At 37.6% G+C, this 22850-nt stretch carries 24 protein-coding genes and 1 tRNA gene; 19 read left to right on the top strand and 6 right to left on the bottom strand.

The genetic code is table 11. The features are described 5' to 3' along the window. Positions 1 to 35: 35 nt before the first annotated feature. Complete coding sequence (locus tag AC0KSB_RS02375) at positions 36 to 701, top strand: cyclase family protein (RefSeq protein WP_472306346.1); 666 nt, start codon at positions 36 to 38, stop codon at positions 699 to 701. A 61-nt stretch (positions 702 to 762) separates the two neighbouring features. Here the strand turns inward: AC0KSB_RS02375 and AC0KSB_RS02380 are convergent, their stop codons facing one another. From AC0KSB_RS02380 to AC0KSB_RS02390, 3 genes are all read right to left on the bottom strand, one after another. Continuing rightward, complete coding sequence (locus AC0KSB_RS02380) at positions 763 to 2331, bottom strand: ABC transporter permease (protein ID WP_472306348.1); 1569 nt, start codon at positions 2329 to 2331, stop codon at positions 763 to 765. After that, complete coding sequence (locus AC0KSB_RS02385; RefSeq protein WP_472306350.1) at positions 2324 to 3250, bottom strand: ABC transporter ATP-binding protein; 927 nt, start codon at positions 3248 to 3250, stop codon at positions 2324 to 2326. Before AC0KSB_RS02385 ends, AC0KSB_RS02380 begins: the two co-directional genes overlap by 8 nt. A gap of 73 nt (positions 3251 to 3323) precedes the next feature. After that, the gene (locus AC0KSB_RS02390; protein ID WP_472306352.1) at positions 3324 to 3914 is read right to left on the bottom strand and encodes a hypothetical protein; all 591 of its coding nucleotides are present in this window, start codon (positions 3912 to 3914) and stop codon (positions 3324 to 3326) included. A gap of 437 nt (positions 3915 to 4351) precedes the next feature. Here AC0KSB_RS02390 and AC0KSB_RS02395 point away from each other — a divergent pair, with 437 nt between their 5' ends. Beyond that, complete coding sequence (locus AC0KSB_RS02395) at positions 4352 to 4690, top strand: P-II family nitrogen regulator (RefSeq protein WP_472306354.1); 339 nt, start codon at positions 4352 to 4354, stop codon at positions 4688 to 4690. Positions 4691 to 4835: 145 nt separating this feature from the next. Continuing rightward, positions 4836 to 6083 carry an ammonium transporter gene (locus AC0KSB_RS02400; protein WP_472306356.1) on the top strand — a complete coding sequence of 416 codons (1248 nt, stop codon included), beginning with the start codon at positions 4836 to 4838 and terminating at the stop codon, positions 6081 to 6083. 156 nt (positions 6084 to 6239) lie between these two features. Here AC0KSB_RS02400 and AC0KSB_RS02405 read toward each other — a convergent pair whose 3' ends face one another. Continuing rightward, positions 6240 to 8840, bottom strand: a complete 2601-nt coding sequence (locus AC0KSB_RS02405; RefSeq protein WP_472306358.1) for a PEP/pyruvate-binding domain-containing protein — start codon at positions 8838 to 8840, stop codon at positions 6240 to 6242. A gap of 123 nt (positions 8841 to 8963) precedes the next feature. Between AC0KSB_RS02405 and AC0KSB_RS02410 the strand changes: the two genes are divergently transcribed. Then, positions 8964 to 9440: a RidA family protein gene (locus AC0KSB_RS02410; RefSeq protein ID WP_472306360.1), complete on the top strand. Its 477-nt coding sequence runs from the start codon at positions 8964 to 8966 to the stop codon at positions 9438 to 9440. On the opposite strand, the gene ppk2 is transcribed toward AC0KSB_RS02410, so the two are convergent. Beyond that, positions 9432 to 10304, bottom strand: coding sequence for a polyphosphate kinase 2 (gene ppk2 / locus AC0KSB_RS02415; protein WP_472306362.1), 873 nt, complete (start codon positions 10302 to 10304; stop codon positions 9432 to 9434). The two genes, AC0KSB_RS02410 and ppk2, sit on opposite strands and share 9 nt — an antisense overlap. Before the next feature lie 183 nt (positions 10305 to 10487). Here ppk2 and pdxA point away from each other — a divergent pair, with 183 nt between their 5' ends. Genes pdxA through AC0KSB_RS02440 form a run of 5 tightly spaced genes read left to right on the top strand, consistent with a single transcriptional unit; the run spans position 10488 to position 14716 of the window. Beyond that, positions 10488 to 11501 (top strand): 4-hydroxythreonine-4-phosphate dehydrogenase PdxA, encoded by a 1014-nt coding sequence (gene pdxA / locus AC0KSB_RS02420; RefSeq protein ID WP_472306576.1) that lies wholly within the window; start codon positions 10488 to 10490, stop codon positions 11499 to 11501. Positions 11502 to 11507: 6 nt separating this feature from the next. After that, entirely contained in the window at positions 11508 to 12254 is a 747-nt protein-coding gene (locus AC0KSB_RS02425; RefSeq protein WP_472306364.1) for an AzlC family ABC transporter permease, read from the top strand. Next, positions 12251 to 12580, top strand: a complete 330-nt coding sequence (locus tag AC0KSB_RS02430) for a branched-chain amino acid transporter permease (RefSeq protein WP_472306366.1) — start codon at positions 12251 to 12253, stop codon at positions 12578 to 12580. Before AC0KSB_RS02425 ends, AC0KSB_RS02430 begins: the two co-directional genes overlap by 4 nt. 52 nt (positions 12581 to 12632) lie before the next feature. After that, a complete protein-coding gene (locus AC0KSB_RS02435) occupies positions 12633 to 13832 on the top strand; it encodes a M24 family metallopeptidase (RefSeq protein WP_472306368.1) in 1200 nt (399 codons plus the stop codon). Then, complete coding sequence (locus AC0KSB_RS02440; protein WP_472306370.1) at positions 13829 to 14716, top strand: putative ABC transporter permease; 888 nt, start codon at positions 13829 to 13831, stop codon at positions 14714 to 14716. Before AC0KSB_RS02435 ends, AC0KSB_RS02440 begins: the two co-directional genes overlap by 4 nt. A 6-nt stretch (positions 14717 to 14722) precedes the next feature. On the opposite strand, the gene AC0KSB_RS02445 is transcribed toward AC0KSB_RS02440, so the two are convergent. After that, positions 14723 to 14799, bottom strand: a tRNA-Arg gene (locus AC0KSB_RS02445). 102 nt (positions 14800 to 14901) lie between these two features. Here AC0KSB_RS02445 and AC0KSB_RS02450 point away from each other — a divergent pair. From AC0KSB_RS02450 to atpE, 10 genes are all read left to right on the top strand, one after another. Then, complete coding sequence (locus tag AC0KSB_RS02450; protein ID WP_472306372.1) at positions 14902 to 15354, top strand: NusG domain II-containing protein; 453 nt, start codon at positions 14902 to 14904, stop codon at positions 15352 to 15354. Further along, entirely contained in the window at positions 15351 to 15890 is a 540-nt protein-coding gene (locus AC0KSB_RS02455; RefSeq protein WP_472306374.1) for a Gx transporter family protein, read from the top strand. Before AC0KSB_RS02450 ends, AC0KSB_RS02455 begins: the two co-directional genes overlap by 4 nt. Positions 15891 to 15966: 76 nt before the next feature. Further along, complete coding sequence (locus tag AC0KSB_RS02460; RefSeq protein ID WP_472306376.1) at positions 15967 to 16566, top strand: phosphatase PAP2 family protein; 600 nt, start codon at positions 15967 to 15969, stop codon at positions 16564 to 16566. A gap of 32 nt (positions 16567 to 16598) precedes the next feature. Next, entirely contained in the window at positions 16599 to 17846 is a 1248-nt protein-coding gene (locus tag AC0KSB_RS02465; RefSeq protein ID WP_472306378.1) for a THUMP domain-containing class I SAM-dependent RNA methyltransferase, read from the top strand. A gap of 36 nt (positions 17847 to 17882) precedes the next feature. After that, a complete protein-coding gene (locus AC0KSB_RS02470) occupies positions 17883 to 18638 on the top strand; it encodes a sugar phosphate nucleotidyltransferase (RefSeq protein WP_472306380.1) in 756 nt (251 codons plus the stop codon). A 266-nt stretch (positions 18639 to 18904) separates the two neighbouring features. Continuing rightward, positions 18905 to 20194 carry a glutamate-5-semialdehyde dehydrogenase gene (locus AC0KSB_RS02475; protein WP_472306382.1) on the top strand — a complete coding sequence of 430 codons (1290 nt, stop codon included), beginning with the start codon at positions 18905 to 18907 and terminating at the stop codon, positions 20192 to 20194. A 74-nt stretch (positions 20195 to 20268) separates the two neighbouring features. Then, on the top strand, positions 20269 to 20724 hold the full coding sequence (gene rpiB, locus AC0KSB_RS02480; protein ID WP_472306384.1) for a ribose 5-phosphate isomerase B: 456 nt from the start codon (positions 20269 to 20271) through the stop codon (positions 20722 to 20724). Between the two features lie 107 nt (positions 20725 to 20831). Beyond that, complete coding sequence (upp, locus tag AC0KSB_RS02485) at positions 20832 to 21461, top strand: uracil phosphoribosyltransferase (protein WP_472306386.1); 630 nt, start codon at positions 20832 to 20834, stop codon at positions 21459 to 21461. Positions 21462 to 21797: 336 nt separating this feature from the next. After that, positions 21798 to 22598 carry a F0F1 ATP synthase subunit A gene (locus AC0KSB_RS02490; RefSeq protein ID WP_472306388.1) on the top strand — a complete coding sequence of 267 codons (801 nt, stop codon included), beginning with the start codon at positions 21798 to 21800 and terminating at the stop codon, positions 22596 to 22598. A 14-nt stretch (positions 22599 to 22612) separates the two neighbouring features. Further along, positions 22613 to 22840, top strand: a complete 228-nt coding sequence (gene atpE / locus AC0KSB_RS02495; protein WP_472306390.1) for an ATP synthase F0 subunit C — start codon at positions 22613 to 22615, stop codon at positions 22838 to 22840. Positions 22841 to 22850 lie beyond the last annotated feature (10 nt).

A 22850-nucleotide genomic window follows, 5' to 3' on the forward strand; every position in this document is an offset into this window, starting at 1 on the left:
TGACATTAATCGCAAAAGAGGACAAGGAGGCCACAATGATCATACATGATATAACAATGACAATAAGAGAGAATATGCAGGTATACAAAAATAAATCTGAGAAAAAACCTGTTTTAGAAATTACAAGAGATTTTGATAATTCTGCAGCAAGAGAAAGCCGAATATGCATGGATATGCATACAGGCACTCATCTGGATATGCCCTTGCATTTTATTCCTGGAGGCAGTACAGTGGATCGGCTTGATCTGACAAGGGTTGTTACTCCTTGCAGAGTCATTGATCTGAGTTATATTGAACAGGCAATAACTGCGGAAGATTTAAAAGACCATAATCTATTGCCTGACGAAACTATATTGTTGAAAACCAGAAATTCGCAGACGGATGTGTTTGATCCGCAGTTCGTATATCTGGCATCAGATGGGGCAGATTTTCTTGTTGAAAGCGGTATTCAATGTGTCGGTATCGATGGTTTGGGTATTGAGCGTTCTCAACCTGAGTATAGCACGCATAAAACGCTGCTGCGTGCTGATATAATAATCTTGGAAGGTCTGAGGTTGCAAGATATATCACAAGGATACTATCTTCTTGTGGCAGTACCTTTGAAAATTGCCGGAGCCGAAGCTTCACCCGTTAGAGCTATGCTCATAGAGAGAGATAATCCTGGCAAGGAGGATTGTGAAAAGCCGCTGATTTCATTATAAAAAGGCTGTCCACTAAAGTGAACAGCCTTTCCGGTAACTTGTTATGTATTAAGTGAACTGATTATTTGATATCTCTGCGGTTAAAAGAATCAAGTGCAGTATATATCAAACAGATAAAAAGAACAGTCAGATAAATTAAGGAAAAAGTCAAGGTTGGTACATTTTGACTTGTCATGCCATAAAGGTTATAACCAAGGTTGGCGACCTGATTCTTGAATGGGAAAAATTGATCAATTAAACCAAGGTTGCCAAATGGCAGGAATTTTATCCACTCTGCAGGTGGTAAAAACATAATTATTTGTTTGGCGATGCTGTGTCCAAAGTAGGAAGCCATTGAAATTCCTACAGCTGCGGCAGTGTTACGTGTTATTACTGATAGCATCAGTGCAAAGGCCATAAAAATAACTATATCTATAAATCTTACGAATAGCTCTGCCAGAAGGAAAATTGGAAAAGATATTGAAGAAGCAAGACCATTATTGGCAAAAACATAATTTTGGGCACTGCTAAAACCAAAAAACACTCCATGACCTATCAATGTTGTAAAATAGATGATTAATACTGATAGTAAACCGACTGTGAGTAGTGATAATACTTTTGCTGTAAAAATTTTCCAACGTCTTACAGGCGAAATTATAAGAGATTTAATAGATCCTGTAGCTATTTCTTGAGAAATAGATCCGCCGGCAAGAATCAACATCATCATGATGACCATGAAACTGCCAAAACTTATCATTGAATCAATAGCAGAGCTGCTATAAGAGTTTGAGTCTTCAAAAACAAGCATATTGTTTTCGATTTTATAAAGTAAAACTGCCAACTGATTTTCCATCTCGTCATAGCTGTCGGGAGTAAGCGGTTTTATCCCCTCGTAGCTTGTATAATCGACACCTTCATTTAGGGAACGTTCCATATTCTCGAACTGGGAAAGAACGTTATTTACTTGATAACCGATTGTTGGATCATCGATACCTCCTGAAGAGTCAATAACATACCAAAGATTTAATTTTTTTATTCCTGCTTCTTTATCAGAGGGGCTCAAAGTAGGATCATCTGATAGTAATTTTTTTTCTAGATTTATATAGGCGGTGAAATCTTTTGTCTTAATTATTTCTCTATAATCAGAAATAATATTATTAAGACGTTGGTTTTCTTCCGAAATCGAAGTGCTATCAGCAGATTGATCGGCTGATACCTTTAGATTTGCCAGTTGATACTGTAAGTTGCTGATGCTATAGAGCGTATCGATTAAAAAGTTATCACTTGAAAAAAGCATTATATTTTCGTCGATTGCTGTTTGATACATCTCTATTTGACTCTCGAAGTCTGCCAGATCAAGGCTTAATGTATTATAATGCAGAGGATCGGTTTCTTTATCAATAGCAGCAAGTTCGGCTTTGATTTTCTCAGCTTCGCTGATAGATTCCTCTTTTGCTCTATTCATTTCTTCAAGAACCCACTCTTTGTCAGCTTCATACCAATTATTCTGAGAAATAAATGTTTCCTGAAATCTCATTAAGCCGCCCAATGCGATTATTCCTACGATCATTATTATTAACATTATGAGAATGCTTGGCTTTTTGGAAATTTTAATAATCTCATTTACATACAATGCTTTTATCTTACTCAATTGTCATTCCTCCACCTGTAACCTGAAGGAATGCGTCCTCCAGAGATGATTCCAGCTTGCTTATACCGTATAATTCGATTCCTTTTAGTGCAAGTAACCGAATCACAGCCGGGATTTTGCTTTCTTCAATAACAAAATCAATACTTGAATTAGTGTTTGACTTGATATTTTCCGTATAAACCGGAGTTAGAATCTCAATAGCCTGTGCAATTTGATTTGTCAAAATTCTATAATTAGTTGAAGAACCACTTATTCCAGTTAACTCAGCAACTGTTTTCACATCCAGAATGCGTCCCTTGTGAATTATGGCGGCGCGATCGCATAAAAGCTGCATTTCGCTTAATAAATGACTGGACACAACAACCGCTACATTGTCTTCATAAGCCAAGCGCTTTAATATATCCCGCAGTTCCCGAATTCCTGCCGGATCCAATCCGTTTGTTGGTTCATCCAGAATGAGCAATTGAGGTTTATGAAGCAGAGATTGTGCTAGTCCGATTCTCTGTTTCATTCCTAAGGAATATTTCTTTACTTTTTCGTTCAGTCTGTCTTGCATTCCTACCATTGTGGCTACTTCTTCAATTCTGCCTTTGTTTATATTATTATGAAGTCTGGCATACATTTGCAAATTTATTTTGCCCGATAAATCTTGATATAGTTCAGGATTTTCAACAATTCCTCCAAGAGATGACATTGCTTTTTCATAGTCTTTTTTTAGATTAAAGCCGTTTATTATAATATCGCCGCTGTCTATACTCAAAAACCCCATAATCATCTTTAGTGTCGTTGTTTTGCCTGCTCCGTTAGGGCCAAGAAATCCAAATACTTCGCCCGGTTTAACGTCAAAACTTATATCATCAATAATTTTTTTTCTACCAAATGATTTTTCCAGATTATTAATCTGTAGTACTGATTCCATAATATACCTCTTTTTGTGTTCAGGTTTTACTGACGCTTTTGACCTTTATTTAATATGTTTTAAAGTATATAAATTAAAAAGTTGCGTAGTTTGATTCATATGGCTCATGAAGACTAGCATAAACTACTTTCCAGGTTCCATTACTTTTTTGTAATACCATAGTATCTTGTGTTTGATTAACTATTCTGCTGTCTCCGCTTGCTGAACCTGTATCGGCTTTTCGTTCTACTACTGACTGCGTATTAAAAACAACAGTGACCTCATTGCCGCTAAAACTGAAAGATTCGAATTTGCTGATTTGTTTTTCATACTCTTTGATTCTATACCAACCTTCTGTTTGAGATAGAATGGTAGATTTTATTCTATCTGTGGCAAGTGTTCGTATTCTTTCGTTATCGATGTAGTATGGACTTATTTTTTCCATCATTTGAGAAATGAAATCTTCAGCTTCAGTTTCTGGCATGATCTCACTATTGCTTCTGTAAGGCTCTGGCAATACAGAGTATTTGATTTCTTGTTCCACATAATTTTGGCATATTTCTTTGATTATAGGTTTTTCTCTTGCGTGAATTGCAGAGGTTGTAACTAAATAAATAATTACAGCAATGATAACTACGGATGTAAGAATTGCCCCCCTGTTTAGTTTTTTGAGAAATTTCTTCATACTAACTTTTGCAGGATCTTAATTATTGTCATATCCTGCCGCCTCCTTGTCTTTAGTGCTGATAATTTTTTTTATCTGTTTTTGAAACAGGGAATTTACCCATTGTATATAAGGATATCATAACAGCATTATTATAAATGTATGGTTACAGTAAAATGTTATAATTTCGAGCATTAAAGGATTTTTGTTTGAAATGAAGGAAATACACGTGTTTACTTTCAAAAAAACACAGTCTGGAGAGGTGGTTGTCCTTCTTTTAAGCCTTTTGTTGGATTTGTTCAAAAAAAGACTTGGCACAAAATGAAATTTGTACAAATAAAACTTGCAAAAAGGTATTGACGATAATCATGATATAAATTACAATGTTACCAAGCTTAGAGTGATTGCTGAAGCGAAGAAGCAAAGCTGATGTATCTGAACAACAAGGAGGTTATGGTATGAAGAAATTAGAGATTATCATCAAGCCGGAAAAGCTTGAAGAGGTCAAGTCTATTTTGCACCAGTGTGGTGTTACCGGACTTATGATTACTCATATTATGGGATATGGTAATCAGAGAGGGTTTACTCAAATGTACAGAGGTACTGAGTTCGAAGTAAATCTTTTGCCTAAAATGAAAGTTGAGACAGTAGTATCGGATGATAAGGTTTCCTGTATCATTGATAATGTTCGCGGTGTAGTAGCGAGTGGTGCTCCTGGAGATGGTAAGATTTTTGTTTATGCGGTAGAGGATGCTATCAGACTCAGAACAGGTGAATCTGGAGGCGGAGCTCTGTAAATTAAGTTAAAACTTTAAATGTTTAGAAGTTTATGAGGGCAGTTTTGCCGGTTTTGAGAATTTCTTTTGTTTATTTGGTTTTTTGTTATCGAAGGTGATGACTTGGTGCATCTCCTTTTTTTGTATTTAAAAAGAGGTGAAAGTTATGGAATTATCTCAGTATTTAAACATTGTCTGGGTCATGTTGGGATCTGTTTTGGTCTTCTTTATGCAGGCTGGATTTGCTATGGTTGAGACGGGTTTCACCCGTGCTAAAAACGCTAGTAATATTATCATGAAAAATGTTATGGACTTTACACTTGGTTCGATCGCTTTTTATCTGATTGGTTTCAGTATAATGTTTGGTGATTCAATTGGTGGTTTGTTTGGCGGAACAGGTTTTTTTAGTCCTGAAAAATTAGGTTTAACTGTTTTTGCGGAACTTACCCCGCCGGTATTTATTTTCTTTCAGACCGTTTTTTGTGCTACGGCAGCCACAATAGTTTCTGGTGCAGTTGCAGAAAGAACGAAATTCTTCCCTTACTTGATTTTCAGTGCTGTTATAAGCATGGTTATATACCCTGTTGTTGGTCACTGGATATGGGGAGACGGTTGGCTCGGAGAAATGGGATTTGTTGATTTTGCCGGATCTACAGTTGTTCACTCAGTAGGTGGCTGGGCTGCTCTGGTAGGGGCATTTATGGTTGGACCTCGTATAGGCAAATATGTTAAAGGCAAAGTAAATGCTTTACCGGGTCATAATATTACACTTGGTGCTCTGGGCGTATTTATCCTCTGGTTGTGCTGGTTTGGCTTCAATGCAGGTAGCACTCTGGAAGCAAACGGAGAACTTGGTCATATTGCTATGACAACCAATCTTGCTGCTTGTGCAGCTGCATTTACTACAATGGCAATAACCTGGATTCGTTATGGTAAACCTGATGTAAGTATGACTTTGAATGGAGTTCTAGCAGGGTTGGTTGCAATCACAGCTGGCTGTCAGGTAGTTACTATTAAAGGTTCACTGGCAATTGGTGTGGTAGCAGGATTCCTGATTGTATTTGGAATTGAGTTTATTGATAAAGTTCTGAAAGTTGATGATCCTGTTGGTGCAGTTGGTGTTCACTGTCTTAATGGTGTAGCCGGTACCCTGATGGTTGGTTTGTTTGCTAACTATATGCCAGGAACAGAAGATGCTGTTATAGGGTTGTTCTACGGTGGCGGAGCTTCCCTGCTGGGAATACAGGCGATTGGTGTTGTTGCAGTAGCAGCATGGACAATGGCCGCATCATTTGTACTCTTTGGTGTACTCAAAAAGACAATCGGTCTTCGTGTCAGCGAACAGGAAGAAACAGTCGGTTTGGATTTACATGAACATAATACACAGGCATATGCAGACTTCATGGTCAAATAAGAAAAAATCAGGTATAGCTTGATGAATGATCACTCTTCTTATATTGACCAGTCTAAATAGTCTATAGAACTGCGATCCCTCACGGTGCTATGGACAACATACCAGAAAAGAAAGCTTCTCGAGATGGTCCCCCATTAAGGAAGCTTTCTTTTTGGTTTAAATGCCGGCAAGCAATAGATTTTGAGTTTTTATGTCTGAAAATAATGTTGCTTGATTATTTTTTAGAATGCTAACTTGGATTATATTTTCCCATTTGCTCCATTCAGGCAGCAGTCTGGCAAGTTGATTATCCATGCTGCAAAAAAAGTCTGGGTGATAATATGTGTCATTAAGGTGAGACATAACTGCCATATAAAAAATGTCCGCTTCTATCAGATCAAGAAAAAAATGACTGCCAAAGGAAATCTCAGGCATCATTCCTGCTGTTTCAAAGGCGATTTCAGCCAAAGCGCTAATATGGTTGATTTCTGAAAATTTAACTGGTATTCCCAATGAAGGCGTTGTTGTACCCCATCGTCCAGGACCCATCAAAAGGATGGACGAATTGTAATCTGTTGATAATTTTTGATTAAGATATCCTATTATACGGGCTACCTGATGTCTTTCCTGCTCGTTTAAATTTACATATTCTTCTGGTTTTATATAAATAATCGTATTCAGATTAATGCATACATTTCCACCCATGAAATGTCCTTTGCTTTTTAGTATAATATTTTTCTTTTCGATATTTTCAGGGAATTCTACTGCCGGGCCGATTCTTCTTGTCTGAAGCGGACGGCATTGCAGAAGATTGATAAGATTATGTCCCTCGGAAGTTTGATTAACTGTAAATTCTATATCTACAGGGTAGGAATAAGCTTTTTCCAAAGCTCGCATAATTTTTTGTAAAGCTCCAGGAATAATTCCGGAAACCAATATTTTGCGGAAATTTATTATCCACTGTGGTTTGCTTTTTATTCTTAATTCCCTTAGCTGTCTTGTTGTATCCCAGTCAATATCGCCTACCGAGTTAAGATTTATATCTGGGTTCTGATCGATTAGTTCCGGCAGGTACCTGGTTCTTAAGGAATTTGTTGAAAGATCAAGTAGATCAATATAGTGCTGTGAATAAGTTTTTTCCTCTTCTCTACTATCGTGGACAGAAAGCAGGGGATGATCTAAAGCAATCATTTTTGGGTAGTCTCCTTCAACACGATCTACCGCACGTGTTCCCAAGCCGTAAACAAGTCTTATCATACCAGCTTCGGGATCTAATCTTTCGTCCCATACATAAAGATTATCGGAATGACCTACTCCGGCAAGCCAAGGATAAAAATTGTTATTATGGTAACTTCCTGATACACGCTGTACCAGTAATCCCATTTGTTCATCTTTATGATCAAGACCTCTTTGTCTGCGATATGTAAGGGCATTCTCATCCATCATGCTTGCATATACCTGTCTCACGGCCTGCTCAAAAGCTTCAAATCTATCATCAGGAGAGCCTTGGTTGGCACAGAACACACTTTCGTACTTGCCGGCAAATGCATTACCAAAGTCATCTTCAAGCAAACTGCTAGATCTGACAATAATGGGAGATTGACCAAAGTATTCCAGCATTTGCTGGAATTTTTCTCGTATGGCTGCAGGGAATTGCCCCGTGAGCAAAAAATCTTTCAAGGCTGCAGCTTTGCTGAAATATCCTTCGGCAGATTTTTGCTGCATTCGCAATTTCCACCAGCCATTGTGAACAATGTATGTATAAAAAAGGTCTGATCCTAAAAAATAGGAGTCATGGGGCTCGATGCTTGTTGATTGATCACTGCTGAAGATGTTGTTTGTGATTTTGCGTGCTAAAAGCATTCCTACTGCCTTGCCGCCTATTTTACCTGTTCCGATTTGTCTCCTGGAAATATCGATAAGATCTGAAAGATCGAACCAGTTTTGCGCCATTTCGCTGATCCGGCCCTCGTCGCCGATTAATAAACCACACAATCTGTTAAAAATTCTTCTGCAGTGTGAATCATCTTTAGGATTTTCCTTGCATAATTTCCAGGACTGCTCTGCTGTAAGAAATAGTCTGTCCCAGAAATCGATTTGTCTTTCTGCCTGTTGCTGTCTTGTTTGAACAGAGGAGAACAAAACAGAAGCCTCTGCGCTGCTGATTATTGGCTCACAGGATTGTGATGTAAGCTTATGGGGAAGAAACATTGTAGGCGCATACCTCTGCCACACTTTTAATGGGTGAATATAATCCTGGTTTTCTATATTGTATAAATCAAGCAGGAGCTGTGTTGTCTCGCGAATACGTGCTATTGTGTCGAAAGAGTGATGGCCTCTGAGTAATGCGAAATATGCGATTGTGTCAAGCTCAAACAAATAAGGGCAGGTAATACGGAAAAAATTTCCTATCATTAAGTCAGAAGACCACTGCTCCAGAAGATCGGATAAGCAATCGAAAACATAAAAAGCACCTTTGCCGGCATTTTTTATTATATTGTGCACTTCGCCGGCAAAATGTTCGAAGCCTTCGTCTGCTTTTGGTTTATGTACTTTGATTAGATCTTGGTTATCTGAATAGTCGATTACAGGAGAATGTAAGCCAAAACGAATGTAAATAATCTGCCTTTTATCATTGATTGCCTGTTGAATATAAGCAGCAGTGTATTTTCTGTATTGTTCAATACTGTCTACCTGCCATACTACATTGTCACCAAGGCGAAGACTGTCCAGTACTTTGTCCAGTTCAATCATTCCTGTGCTTATTCTTTCAATCATTGATGAACATCCCCCTGTTTTTTATGGTTGGTGTAAAAAAAACAGGCCAAAAGAGCGGGTGCCTCATTGACCTTTTAATTGGTATAATTATATCAGATACAACAAAAAGCGAGGTATTGTTATATGAAAAATAATAAGAAAGATATTTATAAAATTCTCGAAAACTTGGGAATTATTTTGCCTGATGCACCTTCGCCTGCCGGACTTTATGCTCCAGCCAGATTTTTTGCAGATAATAAATTGGTTTACTTGTCCGGTTGCCTGCCTGCAAGAGATGATACCCTGATTCTTGGTAAGCTTGGTCGAGAGCTCACAACAGAACAAGGTCAGCTTATGGCAAGAAGTGCTATGATAAATGCTCTTTCTGTTCTCCAAAGAGAAGTACAAGATCTTAATAAGATAAAAGCAATAATAAAAGTGACAACCTTTATTGCCAGTACAGATGATTTTTATGAACAGCCTCAAGTAGCAAATGGCGGCAGCCAGCTGCTTGCAGATGTTTTTGGTGCTGATAATGTGCCTGCAAGGTCAGCTGTGGGAGTAAATGTATTGCCGCTAAACATGCCTGTTGAAACAGAATTGCTGGCTGAATTAAGGTGAAATAGTTTTATTTGCATTTCCACCATATACTTCAGGGACAAATGTTTGCTCATTAAAGGGAGGCCGAATATATCCTGTTTCTTTCTGGCGTGGAGGCAAAGTGAGAGATTCAGGGGTAAGATCCTGATAATCTATTTGGTTTAGCAAGTGAGATATACAATTAAGTCGAGCATGTTTCTTGATGTCAGCATTAACAACATACCATGGTGATTGCTTGGTGTCGGTATGAGCAAACATTTCATCTTTGGCTTTAGAATACTCAACCCATCTGCTGCGTGATTCCAGATCCATTTTACTTAATTTCCATCTTTTGGTGGGATCTTTCATTCTGTCTTGAAATCTTTTTTCCTGTTCTTCATCAGACACTGAAAACCAGTATTTGATAAGTATGATACCTGATCTTATTAGCATACGTTCGAATTCCGGACATGATCTTAAGAATTCCCGATACTCTTCTTCTGTGCAGAAATTCATTACCCGCTCAACTCCTGCACGATTGTACCAGCTGCGATCGAATAAAACTATTTCTCCTCCTGCCGGCAATCTTGCCACATAGCGTTGGAAAAACCATTGTGATTCTTCTTTAGGTGTTGGTGCTGGTAAAGCTTCAACTCTACAGACTCTTGGATTGAGAGCTTCTGTAATTCTCTTGATAACTCCTCCTTTGCCTGCTGCGTCACGTCCCTCGAAAATAACTACGACTTTGAGTTTTTTATATTTCACCCATTCTTGTAGTTTTACCAGCTCTATTTGCAATTTTTCCAGTTCTTTATCGTAATAGCTGTTTTTAATAACAGCTACTTTTTTCCCGTTTATTTCTTTTGTTTTGTAGTTTTTATTAGCATCCAGCATAACATCTTCCATGTGTCATTCACTCCCTTGTTTTGTGAAAATACATATATTTGCATCTCGTCTGTTATCTTCATTCTAGCATAATATATGATTACTGCAGAACTTATTTGCAAATGACTTTTTTTGAGTACAATGCTGTATAATTATTAATAATTATTTCTAATTAAGGAGGAACATTTTATGTCTTATGACAGCATATCTGATCTGCGTCCTCTTATTGCCGTTCCAATAGGAGATCCGGCAGGTGTTGGGCCTGAAATAGTAGTAAAGGCTTTGGCTGGACATGCACTCTCTGATATAGCAAAATGTGTTGTTGTTGGGGATTTACAGGTAATACAAAGAGCTATTACCATCACGCAGTCTGATATAACTATAAATGTCGTAAAAAAACCAGATGAGAGTATTTTTGACAAAGATATTATTAATCTTATTGATATGGATAATATTTCTTTAGATATGTTTAAGCTAGGAAAAGTATCAGCTGTTTGCGGTGTGGCTTCTTTTCAATACATAAAAAAAAGTATAGAACTTGCAATGGCTGAAGAGGTTGATGCAGTGGCTACAACACCTATAAATAAAGAGAGTTTGCGGGCTGGCAATATTCCGTACATAGGTCATACAGAAATTTTTGCTGATCTGACGAATTCGAAAAACCCTCTGACAATGTTTGAAGTTTCTGGTCTTCGTGTGTTTTTTCTTTCTCGTCATGTTTCTCTTAGAAAATCTTGTGATTTGGTTACCAGAGAAAGAATTGTGGAAACTGCGGTTAAATGCTTTTCTGCTCTTGAAAAGCTTGGTATAAAAGAAGGTAAGATGGCAATTGCAGGGTTGAATCCACATAGTGGAGAACATGGTCTTTTTGGCAATGAGGAAGTCGAGCATGTTATTCCCGCTGTTGAAGAGCTTCGACAGAAAGGTTATAACGTTGATGGTCCTATTGGTGCAGATTCTGTATTTAATCTTGCGCTTGAAGGTTTTTATCATTCTGTCCTTTCTCTTTATCATGATCAAGGACACATTGCTACAAAGACATATGATTTTTACAAAACCATTGCCATAACAAACGGTCTTCCTTTTTTACGTACTTCGGTTGATCATGGTACTGCTTTTAACCTTGCAGGACACGGATCAGCAAGTGAGGTTAGTATGGTTGAAGCAATAAGACTGGCTGCCGGATATGCTCTTAATTACAAAGATAAAGGGAAATAATAGATTGTGAAATTTCATGATATGAAGTTAAGAAATGCAAATGATCAAAAAATCAGCCTGAGAAAAATTATTTTAAAAGTTTTTCCGCACACTGTTCCAGTATTAACTGGTTATCTGGTTCTTGGAGCTGCTTATGGCATGCTGATGAATAGTATTGGCTATAGCTGGATCTGGACACTGGTTGCAAGTCTTACAACTTATGCCGGTTCAATGCAATTTGTAGCTGTTAGTCTTTTAGCTGCTGGTTTTAATCCTCTTAATACTGCGCTCATGACCTTGATGGTTAACGCAAGACATATCTTTTATGGGCTGGCTATGTTAAAAAAATTTGATAATACAGGCAAATTTAAGCCCTATCTGATTTTTGGTTTAACAGACGAAACTTTTTCAGTTTTGAGTGCCAATGAACCTCCGACAGGAGTGAGTGATAAACATTATGCTTTTGCTGTAACTTTGCTAAATCATATATATTGGGTAGGTGGTTCTGTAGCCGGTAATCTGCTTGCTGGAGTTTTGCCTGTTAGCACAAATGGTCTTGATTTTGCTTTAACTGCTTTGTTTACTGTTATATTTATTGATCAATGGAGAGCAGCAGCTAGAAAAATTCCTGCTTTGTTAGGCATAATTGCCTCTGTAACTGCTTTGCTGATTTTTGGTTCTGATCACTTTGTGATTCCTGCACTGTTTATAATCCTTGTAATGGTTTCGCTGGGTCGTCACCGGCTTGATCCGGAGGGGAGGGAATTACAATGACTATTTGGCAGAATGTTTTATTTTTCTCGATCATGTCTCTATTGACTATTTTCACAAGAGCCTTGCCTTTTGTTCTTTTTCCCGACCAAAGTAAAACTCCTGATTTTGTTCGTTACCTTGGTCAGATATTGCCTTATCCTGTGATTGCCATGCTGGTGGTATATTGTCTGAAGGAAGTGCAACTAACAGTATACCCTAATGGATTGCCGGAAGCTGTAGCTATCATGATAATTGTTTTGGTTCATTTTTGGAAAAAGAATTCACTTTTGAGTATTGGTGTAGGCACTATTTCATATATGTTAATGATAAACATGGTTTTTGTATAATGTTCTGCTGTTTAAGTAATTAAGTGCAGACTATTTTGACAGGAGGAATACGATGCTGACTGAAAGAGGATACATAAAAAGGGCAGTTATCAGTAAAAGACTTTCCCGGATAATAGATATTTTAAAAACAACAGAGAACTCTTTTGATACAGCATTAATAATTGATAGAGTTAATCAATATTATTTTACCGGCACTATGCAGGACGCTGTTCTCATAATCAGAAAAGATGGTTTTGTCGGGTATTTTGTCCGTAAAAGTTATGAAAGAGCTAAAAATGAATCTGCTATAGAAAATATATATCCTATAAAATCATATAAGGATATACTTGATTATATTCCTTCTGATTTGGGTAATGTTTATTTGGAAACCTCGGTAGTTCCGCTTGTTATTCTGCAACGTTTAGAAAAAGTATTTGAAATAAAAAATATATTTCCAATTGAAAGAGCAGTAATGAATCTGCGGATGATAAAAGAAAAAGATGAACTTGATATTATAAGAGAATCTGGAAGATTACATAGCGATTTGTTAAAAAAACAGGTGCCTGAACTGCTGAGTCCAGGCATTTCTGAAGTTGAACTGATGGCTGATATACATTCTGTTATGCTTAAATCGGGATATCATGGTTTTTCGCGTTTTGGGATGTTTCAGATGGAGATGCTTGCAGGGCAGATAGGTTTTGGCGAGAATTCTCTTTATCCAACTTCCTTTAATGGCCCCGGAGGAATGCTTGGTATGAGTCCGGCTGTTCCAGGGGTAGGAAATCATAAAAGAAAGCTGAAAAAAGGAGATCTGGTTTTTGTAGATATCGGTTTTGGCGTAGATGGATATCACAGTGACAAAACACAAATTTACTCTTTGGGAGAATCTCCTTCTGAAATTGTGCTCACAAGGCACAGCGATTGTCTTGCTGTGTTGGAGTATGCAGTTTCAATGCTTAAACCAGGTCAGAAACCTTCTGAAATATATAATCAGGTAAAAAAACATCTTCCCGAATCCCTCAAAGAAAATTTTATGGGTTATGGTTCCGGTCAGGTGAATTTTTTAGGACATGGTGTTGGCTTGCAAATTGATGAGTTTCCGGTTATTGCTGCTGGTTTTGATGATCCGCTTGTTGAAAATATGGTTATTGCACTGGAACCTAAAAGTGGGATTGAAGGGTTTGGGATGGTTGGAGCTGAAGAAACCTATATAATAACTTCGGAAGGCGCAGATTGTATTACAGGCGGAGCAGGAGATATTATTGTTGTATGATAGATTTGATTTGGTATTTTTATCTGTATTCGTTTCTAGGTTGGTGTATAGAAGTAATTTTTGCCGCTGTTAAAGGTGGAGGTTTTGTTAACAGAGGGTTTTTAAATGGCCCCTATTGTCCGATATATGGTATAGGAGTTATATTTGTTATCAATATCCTTAAGCCTGTTCAGGATAACCTTCTATTTTTGTTTTTGGGAGCTGTTTTGATAACAAGCATTATTGAATACATCGTCGGACTGGTGCTTGAAAGGATTTTTCATCAAAGATGGTGGGACTACTCTGATATGCCTTTTAATGCAGGCGGGTATATATGTTTGATGTTCTCGCTAATATGGGGTATTGCCTGTTTGATTATAGTTGATCGAATTCATCCTTTGCTTCAGAGTATGACAAGTTTAATTCCGGTATTTGCTATAAAAATTTTTCTGATAGTGATAACTGGCTTTTTTGTATTTGATGTGATTTCGACAGTAAAAGCAGTATTGAAGTTGAACAAGAAGCTCGAATTAATAGATGGGGTGTCGAAGAAAATGCGGGAGGTTTCAGATAATATTGGAGAAATTCTTGCTTCCGGTACGATTACAATAGTACAAAAATCAGATAATATAAAAGAAGAGTATGAGACAAAAAAAGAGCTTTTCGAAGACGATCTTGCTGAATTTGTGCAATCACAGCAAAAAAATCTTGAGAAACAAAAGAGAAAACTTGAAGAGCTAAAGATATCCGGCAAAGAAATTATGCGCTCAGTAAATAGTCAGCACAAGAGATTACTTAAAGCATTTCCTAGTCTGAAATCTTTACAATATAAGAGTGCTCTCGAAAAGCTAAAGGCAAAAGTTCTTAAAGGAATACATGAATTTGAAGATGAGAATAAAAAATGATGGTTTTGGTGATCCCGAGAGGATTCGAACCTCCGACCTGCGGTTTAGGAAACCGACGCTCTATCCTGCTGAGCTACGGGACCATCTGCCAACATATTTTATGGTATCTTTTGTCAACTGTCAATTAAATGAGTAAGTGATTACTGTTGCTTCTATTTAAAAGAATTCACGATCGGAGAAGATGCATGAAAATATCTGATAAAAGAAAGTGGTATCAGTACCTCAGAATAGGTGATCTGATTATATATATAGTAGTTATCCTTGCAGGAATAATCATGCTTTATTCTGCACCTTCTCGACTAATGGGCGGGTCTGAAAACGGTCAACTCCCTCTAAAAGCTTATATATCGGTAAACAACCAAGTAGTTCATATAATAGAGGAAGAGCAATTAATTGCTGGTGGTCAATACTTGTTTGAAGCTGATGGTTATCATTATGAGGTTGTTTATGGTAATGGTAGAGTGAGAATAAACAATGCTGACTGTCCGGATCAGGTTTGTGTTTTAACAGGATGGTTAACTAGAAATGGACAAATAAGTGCCTGTGTTCCCGGGCGTGTTCTTATAAGAATTGAGGGACATCTTTCGACTGATAACGAGGCCGGAGGGCAAGACGATTTGGATGTGATATTAAAGTGAAATTAGAAAAAAAAGTAAAAAGATTAACCTATGACTCGGTTTTGCTTGCGCTTGCACTTATTCTGGCAATAGTAGAAAGATGGATACCTATGACGATAATAGTGCCTGTTCCAGGTGTCAAGCTTGGACTTGCTAATATTGTCACACTGTTTGCGCTTTTAAAGTTAAAACCGGCAGATGCACTGATTATTCTGGTTTTGCGCTGTTTGATAGTAGGAAGCATTTCCGGACCTGTTTCTCTCATGTTTTCTTTGACAGGCGGCCTTTTAGCTTTTATCCTTATGTGGTTATTAACAAGATGGTACGATACTGTGTTTTCAATTATAGGCATTAGTGTAGCCGGTGCTGCTGCTCATAATATTGGACAAGTAGGTGTAGCTGTATTCTTGCTGTCAGAGTCCATGTTGATATGGACATATTTGCCGGTTCTTCTCCTTGTAGGAACCATTAGTGGAACACTCACAGCAATTGCGGCTTTGCCATTGATTCAACGGTCTCAAATCAATATAAATGATAATGCCAAACCCTTTAGCTAAAAGGCTGACGGCAAGGCAGTGTCTCATGTTATACTTATAATTGGATTGCACATAAGTTTTTAGGGGGAGTTTTTGGATGCAAATAAAAGAATGGGTTTTGTTCGGTGTTCTGGTTTTTTTGTACCTGGCACTTGCAGTTATTAACCCAATTCTATTGAGGCTTAATATGTTTGTAAGACAATATATTTTGTTGAGCAGACCTTTAGCCTTAAGGCCGCTGATGGTAATAACACATAAGTACAATGATGTTCTTGCATTATCGCTTCAGATAATAGCTTTATCTCTTTTGATTGGACTGCACTGGGGAAATTGGAGAAGATCAATGGTTTTAACATCGGCAATGTTTATACAAACTACTGCTGTGACTGCGACCAAGCAACTTGCAGCAGTTACCAGACCGCCTCAGGATATTGCTCATGTTAAGATGAGATCAGGATCATATCCCAGTGGACATAGTGCTGCCAGTATGACTTTTGCTTTGTTGGTTCCAATGGTACTTGCACCTTATTTGCCCTTGGCGGTTTTGATAATAACAGGTGTTTATCTGTTTGCTGTTGCAATAATAACTGCCTACGGAAGATTGTTTCTGGATGTTCATTGGTTAAGTGATATTATTGGTGCCTGGCTCATTTCTCCGGCAACTTTTTTGCTGGCCAGAGCCTTTTTGCGTGTTTGAGTAAAGGTAATTGAAAGGATGTAATTTTGATAATGAATTATAACGTAATTGCTACCACCCTTTTGGGTGTAGAGTCTGTAACTGCCGGTGAAATAGAGCGACTGGGATATGAGAGGCAATTAATAAAAATTAGTGATGGGCAGGTTGTTTTGCAGTTGAATAATCATGAAGATCTGAAAACTGCTGTTGCCAGATTAAATATCGGATTGAGAACGGCAGAAAGAGTTCTTGTTGAACTAGCTTCTTTTACTGCAAAAGACTTTGATAGTCTATACAATAGTTCTTATTCGCTTTCATGGCATAAATGGATAGAAAAAGGAATAGAGTTTCATGTTAATGGATATTCACGTAAATCTGTTCTTTATGGAATACCATCTTGCCAGAGAATAATTAAAAAAGCTATTGTTTCTCAGCTAAGTAAATATTATGGTTTGGCTGATGGACAGGCCTTACCAGAGGACAGAAATCTGGGTTTGCTCAGAATGTATTTCAGCATTGTTTCTGATAAAGTAACAATTATGGTTGATACTTCTGGTGATGGTTTACATAAAAGAGGTTACAGGCCACTTAGACATGAAGCACCAATAAAGGAAACTCTTGCTGCAGCAATGCTTATCTTATCCAGATATGAAATGGCAGGTGCACAAGAAGCCATATATGATCCATTTTGCGGATCCGGCACAATACCTATTGAAGCTGCTCTTATTTCTTCCGACACTGCACCTGGACTGAACCGTTCATTTGCTGCCGAACAGTGGAATTATATTGGCAGAAATTGTTTTGATATGGCACGTAAAGAAGCTCTGGGAAAAATTAACAAAAGCAGCCCTGAAAAAATCAGAATATTTGGTTCGGACATTGATGCAAAAGCTGTATCCTTGGCTGTCGATAATGCTAAACGTGCAGGGGTAAGTGAATGGATTAAATTCAGACAGCAAGATATAAATAATTTAGCAAATGAGAATGTATCGCAATGGACAAATTATCCCTATCATCTGATTGTTTGTAACCCGCCGTATGGAGAAAGATTGTTAGATGACGAACAGGCAGAGAATTTGTATAGGGCCTTGGCTGAGTTCACTCTTGATGAAAATGGTAATGCCAGAAAAGGAATAAGATTATCTGTTATTACTCCTGAAGAGCAATTTGAGAACATTGCCGGAGGCAAAGCAGATAAAAGACGTAAGTTGTATAATGGAATGATAAAGTGCACTATGTATCATTATTTTAAGCAAACAGTAATGAAGAAAAATCCTGATTCGAATGGCCGGATCGGATGAAAATTTGTATTATTATTTTTATGGGGAGGTATATTAATGAAAGGGATATTACTGGTAGCAGGCTACGCTACAAGACTATTTCCGTTAACGAAGGACAAACCCAAAGCCCTTTTGCCTGTCAAAGGAAGACCTATTTTAGATTATATTGTAGATGAAATGAATACAATACCTGAGCTTGATCAGATAATTGTGATAAGTAACAGTAAATTTGCAGAACAGTTCCGGATTTGGTCGGATAAAAGAAATATTGAACAGTCCGATGACAAAAAGATACTAGTTCTGGATGACGGAACTTCTTCTGATGCAGATAAGCTTGGAGCTATTGGGGATATTCATTTTTGTCTTGAATCATTGGATATAAAGGATGACATTCTTATAGTAGCAGGTGATAATTTATTTACATATAAATTATATGATGCCTGGAAAATTTTTTCAAAAGAAAAAAAAGATATGATTTTAGTTAAAGAGCTTCCGGATAATGAAGATCCTGGAAGATTTGCCATTGTTTCTGTCGATGATAATAATATAGTTACAGATATGGTAGAAAAACCTACTTCGCCAAAAAGCAGAGTAGCGGCTTTTGCCACATATTTTTATAAGCAGGAGACATTGCCGCTTTTTTCAGTTTATTTGAAAGAAGGCAATAAGGCCGATTCTCCCGGCAATTTTCCTGCCTGGCTTTACAAGAAAAAAGAAGTCTATGCATATGAATTTGATGGAATCTGTATTGACATAGGTACTCCTGAATCATATTCAGATGTCATGACAACATTCCCTGATGTCCGTGTATGAAAGACAGTGAAGCTTATTCTTGAAAGATAAAACATGCTTAAAATGCTGATAAATAAAGAGTTTTCTGGTGTTGTTAAATTTTTAGGTGTTTTAGCTAATTGTTAAATCGATTATCGTAATCCTTTGATTTCAACGGTTTTCAGCGAAAGAAAAGCGAAAAACATTGTCCTGTGGTTATCCACAGAGTTATCCACATTATCCACATTGTCAAAAGATATTTCCGCAAAGAAAATGTGGAAAAACACCCTACAAATAAGGAGAAAAAAATGGAAGCTTCAATTATGGCAAAAAATGCAAGACTTGCATCTCGTAAAATGGCAGGTATTGATGCTGAGCAAAAAAATAAAGCTCTGCAGGAGATTATAAAAGGACTAAGAAAATATCAAGAAAAAATTATTTCTGCTAATCGTTTGGATATGGAAAGAAGTAAAAAAGAAAAACTTGCTGCTCCTTTGTTAAAACGTCTTAAATTTGAAACTGATAAAATACAAGAGGTAACGGCTGGTCTTGAAAGTCTTATTAAACTGACTGATCCGGTTGGTAAAACTTTGCTAATGAATCAGCTTGATCAAGATCTTGAATTATATCGTATAAGCTGTCCTATTGGAGTTATTGGCGTTATTTTTGAATCTCGACCGGATGCACTGGTTCAGATTGCGGGACTTTGTTTGAAAAGTGGAAATGCATTGCTGTTAAAAGGTGGTTCTGAAGCAAAATTGACAAATAGAGTTCTTGCGGACATTATTTCTGAGGCAGGTATTATTGCAGGGTTGCCTGGGGGTTGGATTAATCTTCTGGAAACCAGGGAAGAAGTATCGGAAATGCTTGCTATGGATAATGATGTAGATTTACTTATACCTAGAGGATCGAATGAGTTTGTAAAGTATATTATGGATAATTCCAGAATACCTGTTCTTGGACATGCAGATGGTGTTTGTCACATGTTTATTGATCAATTTGCAAAGCAAGATATGGCAGTCAAGCTTGCCGTTGATAGTAAAACTCAATATACTGCAGTCTGCAATGCTCTGGAAACTTTGATTGTTCATTCTTCGCATCAACAAGATTTGCTCTTTAAGATTTCCAAGGCATTGACCTCTGCAGGTGTTAGCCTCTATGGCTGTGAAAGGGCTTGTGAAATTCTTGGTTGTAAGCCGGTTTTGGATTGGCATACCGAATATCTAGATCTTCAATTATCCATCAAAATTGTCGATTCATTGGATGAGGCGATTGATCATATAAATGAATATGGATCAGGACATACAGAAGCTATTATCACTGAAGATAAAGTAGCAGCAGGTAGATTTATGACTCTGGTAGATGCTGGTAATGTTTTCTGGAATTGTTCTACAAGGTTTAGCGACGGGTTCAGATATGGTTTTGGCGCAGAAGTTGGTGTCAGTACAAGTAAATTACATGCAAGAGGTCCGGTAGGGCTTGACGGTCTTTTAACATATAAATATAAACTGCTGGGGAAGGGACAGAGTGTTGGTGAATATGTATCGGGTGAAAAAAGCTTTGAGCATATTAGCAAACATAAGGTATGTCCTCTTTAGAACATCTGCATGCTTGCTCGTGAATGCGGTGCGTGTTACAATTCTGGGTAGAAAATGTACAGGGGGTACTTGTTTTGAAAATTGCACTGGGAAGTGATCATGCTGGTTATCAGCTAAAGAGACATATCATTGAGCATCTTAAAAAAAATGGTCATGAATGTGAAGATTATGGAGCAGTTAATGGAGTAGATGCTGCCAGTTATGTTCCGTATGGTCAGGCTGTATCACAGGCTGTAATAGGTAATAAATGTGATTTAGGTATTGTTATTTGTGGAACCGGGCTTGGAATATCAATTACAACCAATAAATTCAGGGGAATAAGATCTGCTTTATGTACAAATGAATATATGGCAAAAATGGCAAGGCAGCATAATAATGCTAATATTCTTGCTTTGGGAGCCCGTGTTGTAGGATCTTCTCTGGCAACTTCAATTGTAGATGCTTTTTTGAGTGAGCCGTTCGAAAGTGGAGGAAGACACCAGGCAAGAGTTGATGAGATAGCAGAAACTGAAACAGCCAACTTCAAATAATTTTATTAATGCCGATTTTTATTCTATTAGGAATAGTTGTAGTGGAAAAAGGCAAAAGCTAAAACGAATTAGATTATTATCTATTTAACTAAGGGAGGCCATAACAGATGGACAATGTATTCGTATTTGATCACCCGCTGATTCAGCATAAGATTTCTTTGATGCGTGACAAAAGAACCACAACTAAGGAATTTAGAGAGCTGGTTAATGAGGTTGCCATGCTTATGGCTTATGAGGTTACTCGTGATCTTCCGTTAAAAGAAGTAGAAATCGAAACCCCTGTAGCAATAGCAAAAACAAAGGTTCTTGCAGGTAAAAAACTTGCGTTGGTTCCGATCCTTCGTGCCGGTCTGGGCATGGTTGATGGAATGCTCAGTTTAATCCCAATGGCCAAGGTTGGCCATATAGGTTTATATCGTGATCCGAAAACTCTTGATCCCGTAGAATACTATTGTAAACTTCCTGATGATGTTAATGAAAGAGAAATAGTTGTTCTTGACCCTATGTTGGCAACTGGTGGTTCGGCTTCGGCAGCAGTTTCCTTTCTTAAACAAAAAGGAATAAAAAGCATAAGGTTTATGTGCCTGATTGCTGCTCCTGAAGGTATTGAGCGTTTACATAATGATCACCCGGATGTGCCGATTTTCTGTGCAGCCAAAGATACAAAATTAAATGATCATGCATATATTGTGCCTGGTCTGGGAGATGCAGGAGATCGTCTTTTCGGTACGAAATGATAAAAGAATTGCTGGAGATATTCCTTTTATTTTGTTGATCATATAAATAAAGATATATCATTTTCAGGAATATTTAGCTAATCGTAACAATCAGTTGCGATATAGTAATGGCAATCCCTGTCATAAGGTATAAGATTAAATAATTAAGATTAATCCCCTTGTATTTTATCTGCAAGGGGAGTATGATTTACAACTGATGATGAAGTCCGAAGTTTTTTCGGACTTTGTATATTTTTCTAAGATTCCCCGACCACTGCCGATTTCTTTAACCGACAGTTCTCGGTAAAATTTATTAAAGGCAGGTGTATAAGGATCGTTTTAGCGGTCTGAAACAATATGTTATCTGTTATGAGTTATCTTAGTGAATTTTGGCATGCTTTTGTTCAGGAATTAATCGCTGAAGTGAAAATAGGCGATATAGGAGAAGAAATAAGTCATGCTATTTCTCCTCATATAATTTTTTCAACAACATTGGCCGGGCGTAATTTTCTGATTTCTGATGCAGTTGTTGCCACTTGGGGAGTAATGCTGTTTCTATGCGTTCTCGTTTGGTATCTAACCAGAAAACTTGAATTAGTTCCCAATACCAAAAGACAGCAGATCACCGAAAGTCTGGTTAATCTGTTGATGAAACTTTGCCAGAATTCAGGAATGACGTACGATCAAGCGGAAAAAGTAGTTCCTTATGTTGGAAGTATAGGTATTTTTATTGCTTTTACAAATCTTGTTACTTTGATAAGAATTCCTTCTCCTTCAAAAAACCCGGCTTTCCCTATTACTTTAGCTGTAATTAATATTGGATATGTTATTTTTATGTCTATACGTCTAGCTGGGCTAAAAGGCTTCTGGGCTTCACTTACATATCCCAAAGCTGCCTTGGTTCCATTTAAAATTCTGGACTATCTGATAAAACCTATCTCGCTTTCCTTACGTCTGTTTGGAAACGTCTTTGGTGCATATATTCTAATGGAATTCATTTATATAATTGTGCCTATAATCATCCCAGGGGTAGTAGGTCTGTGGTTTGATCTTGTTGATGGTATTCTGCAAGGTGTTATTTTTACATACTTGTCTGTAACCTATATTGGTGAGGTGCTGGAAGGTGCCCATCTTGCTCGTGAAGCAGCACATTCATAAGGAGGAATAATAAAATGGAACGTGGATTAATCGCTTTAGGCGCTGCTATAGCAATAGCTATTGCTGCAGGTGCAGCTGCTATCGCAATCGGTCTTGCTTCAGGGAAAGCTTTTGAAGCATCTGCCAGACAGCCGGAAGTATCTGGAAAAATTCAGGCTCTTTTAATGACTGCCATCGTTTTTATTGAGGCCACAGCTATTTATGCTTTGGTTGTCAGTCTGTTGCTTATATTTGCTTTTTAATACTTTTCAA

It is taken from the genome of Ercella succinigenes (genome assembly GCF_900002895.1).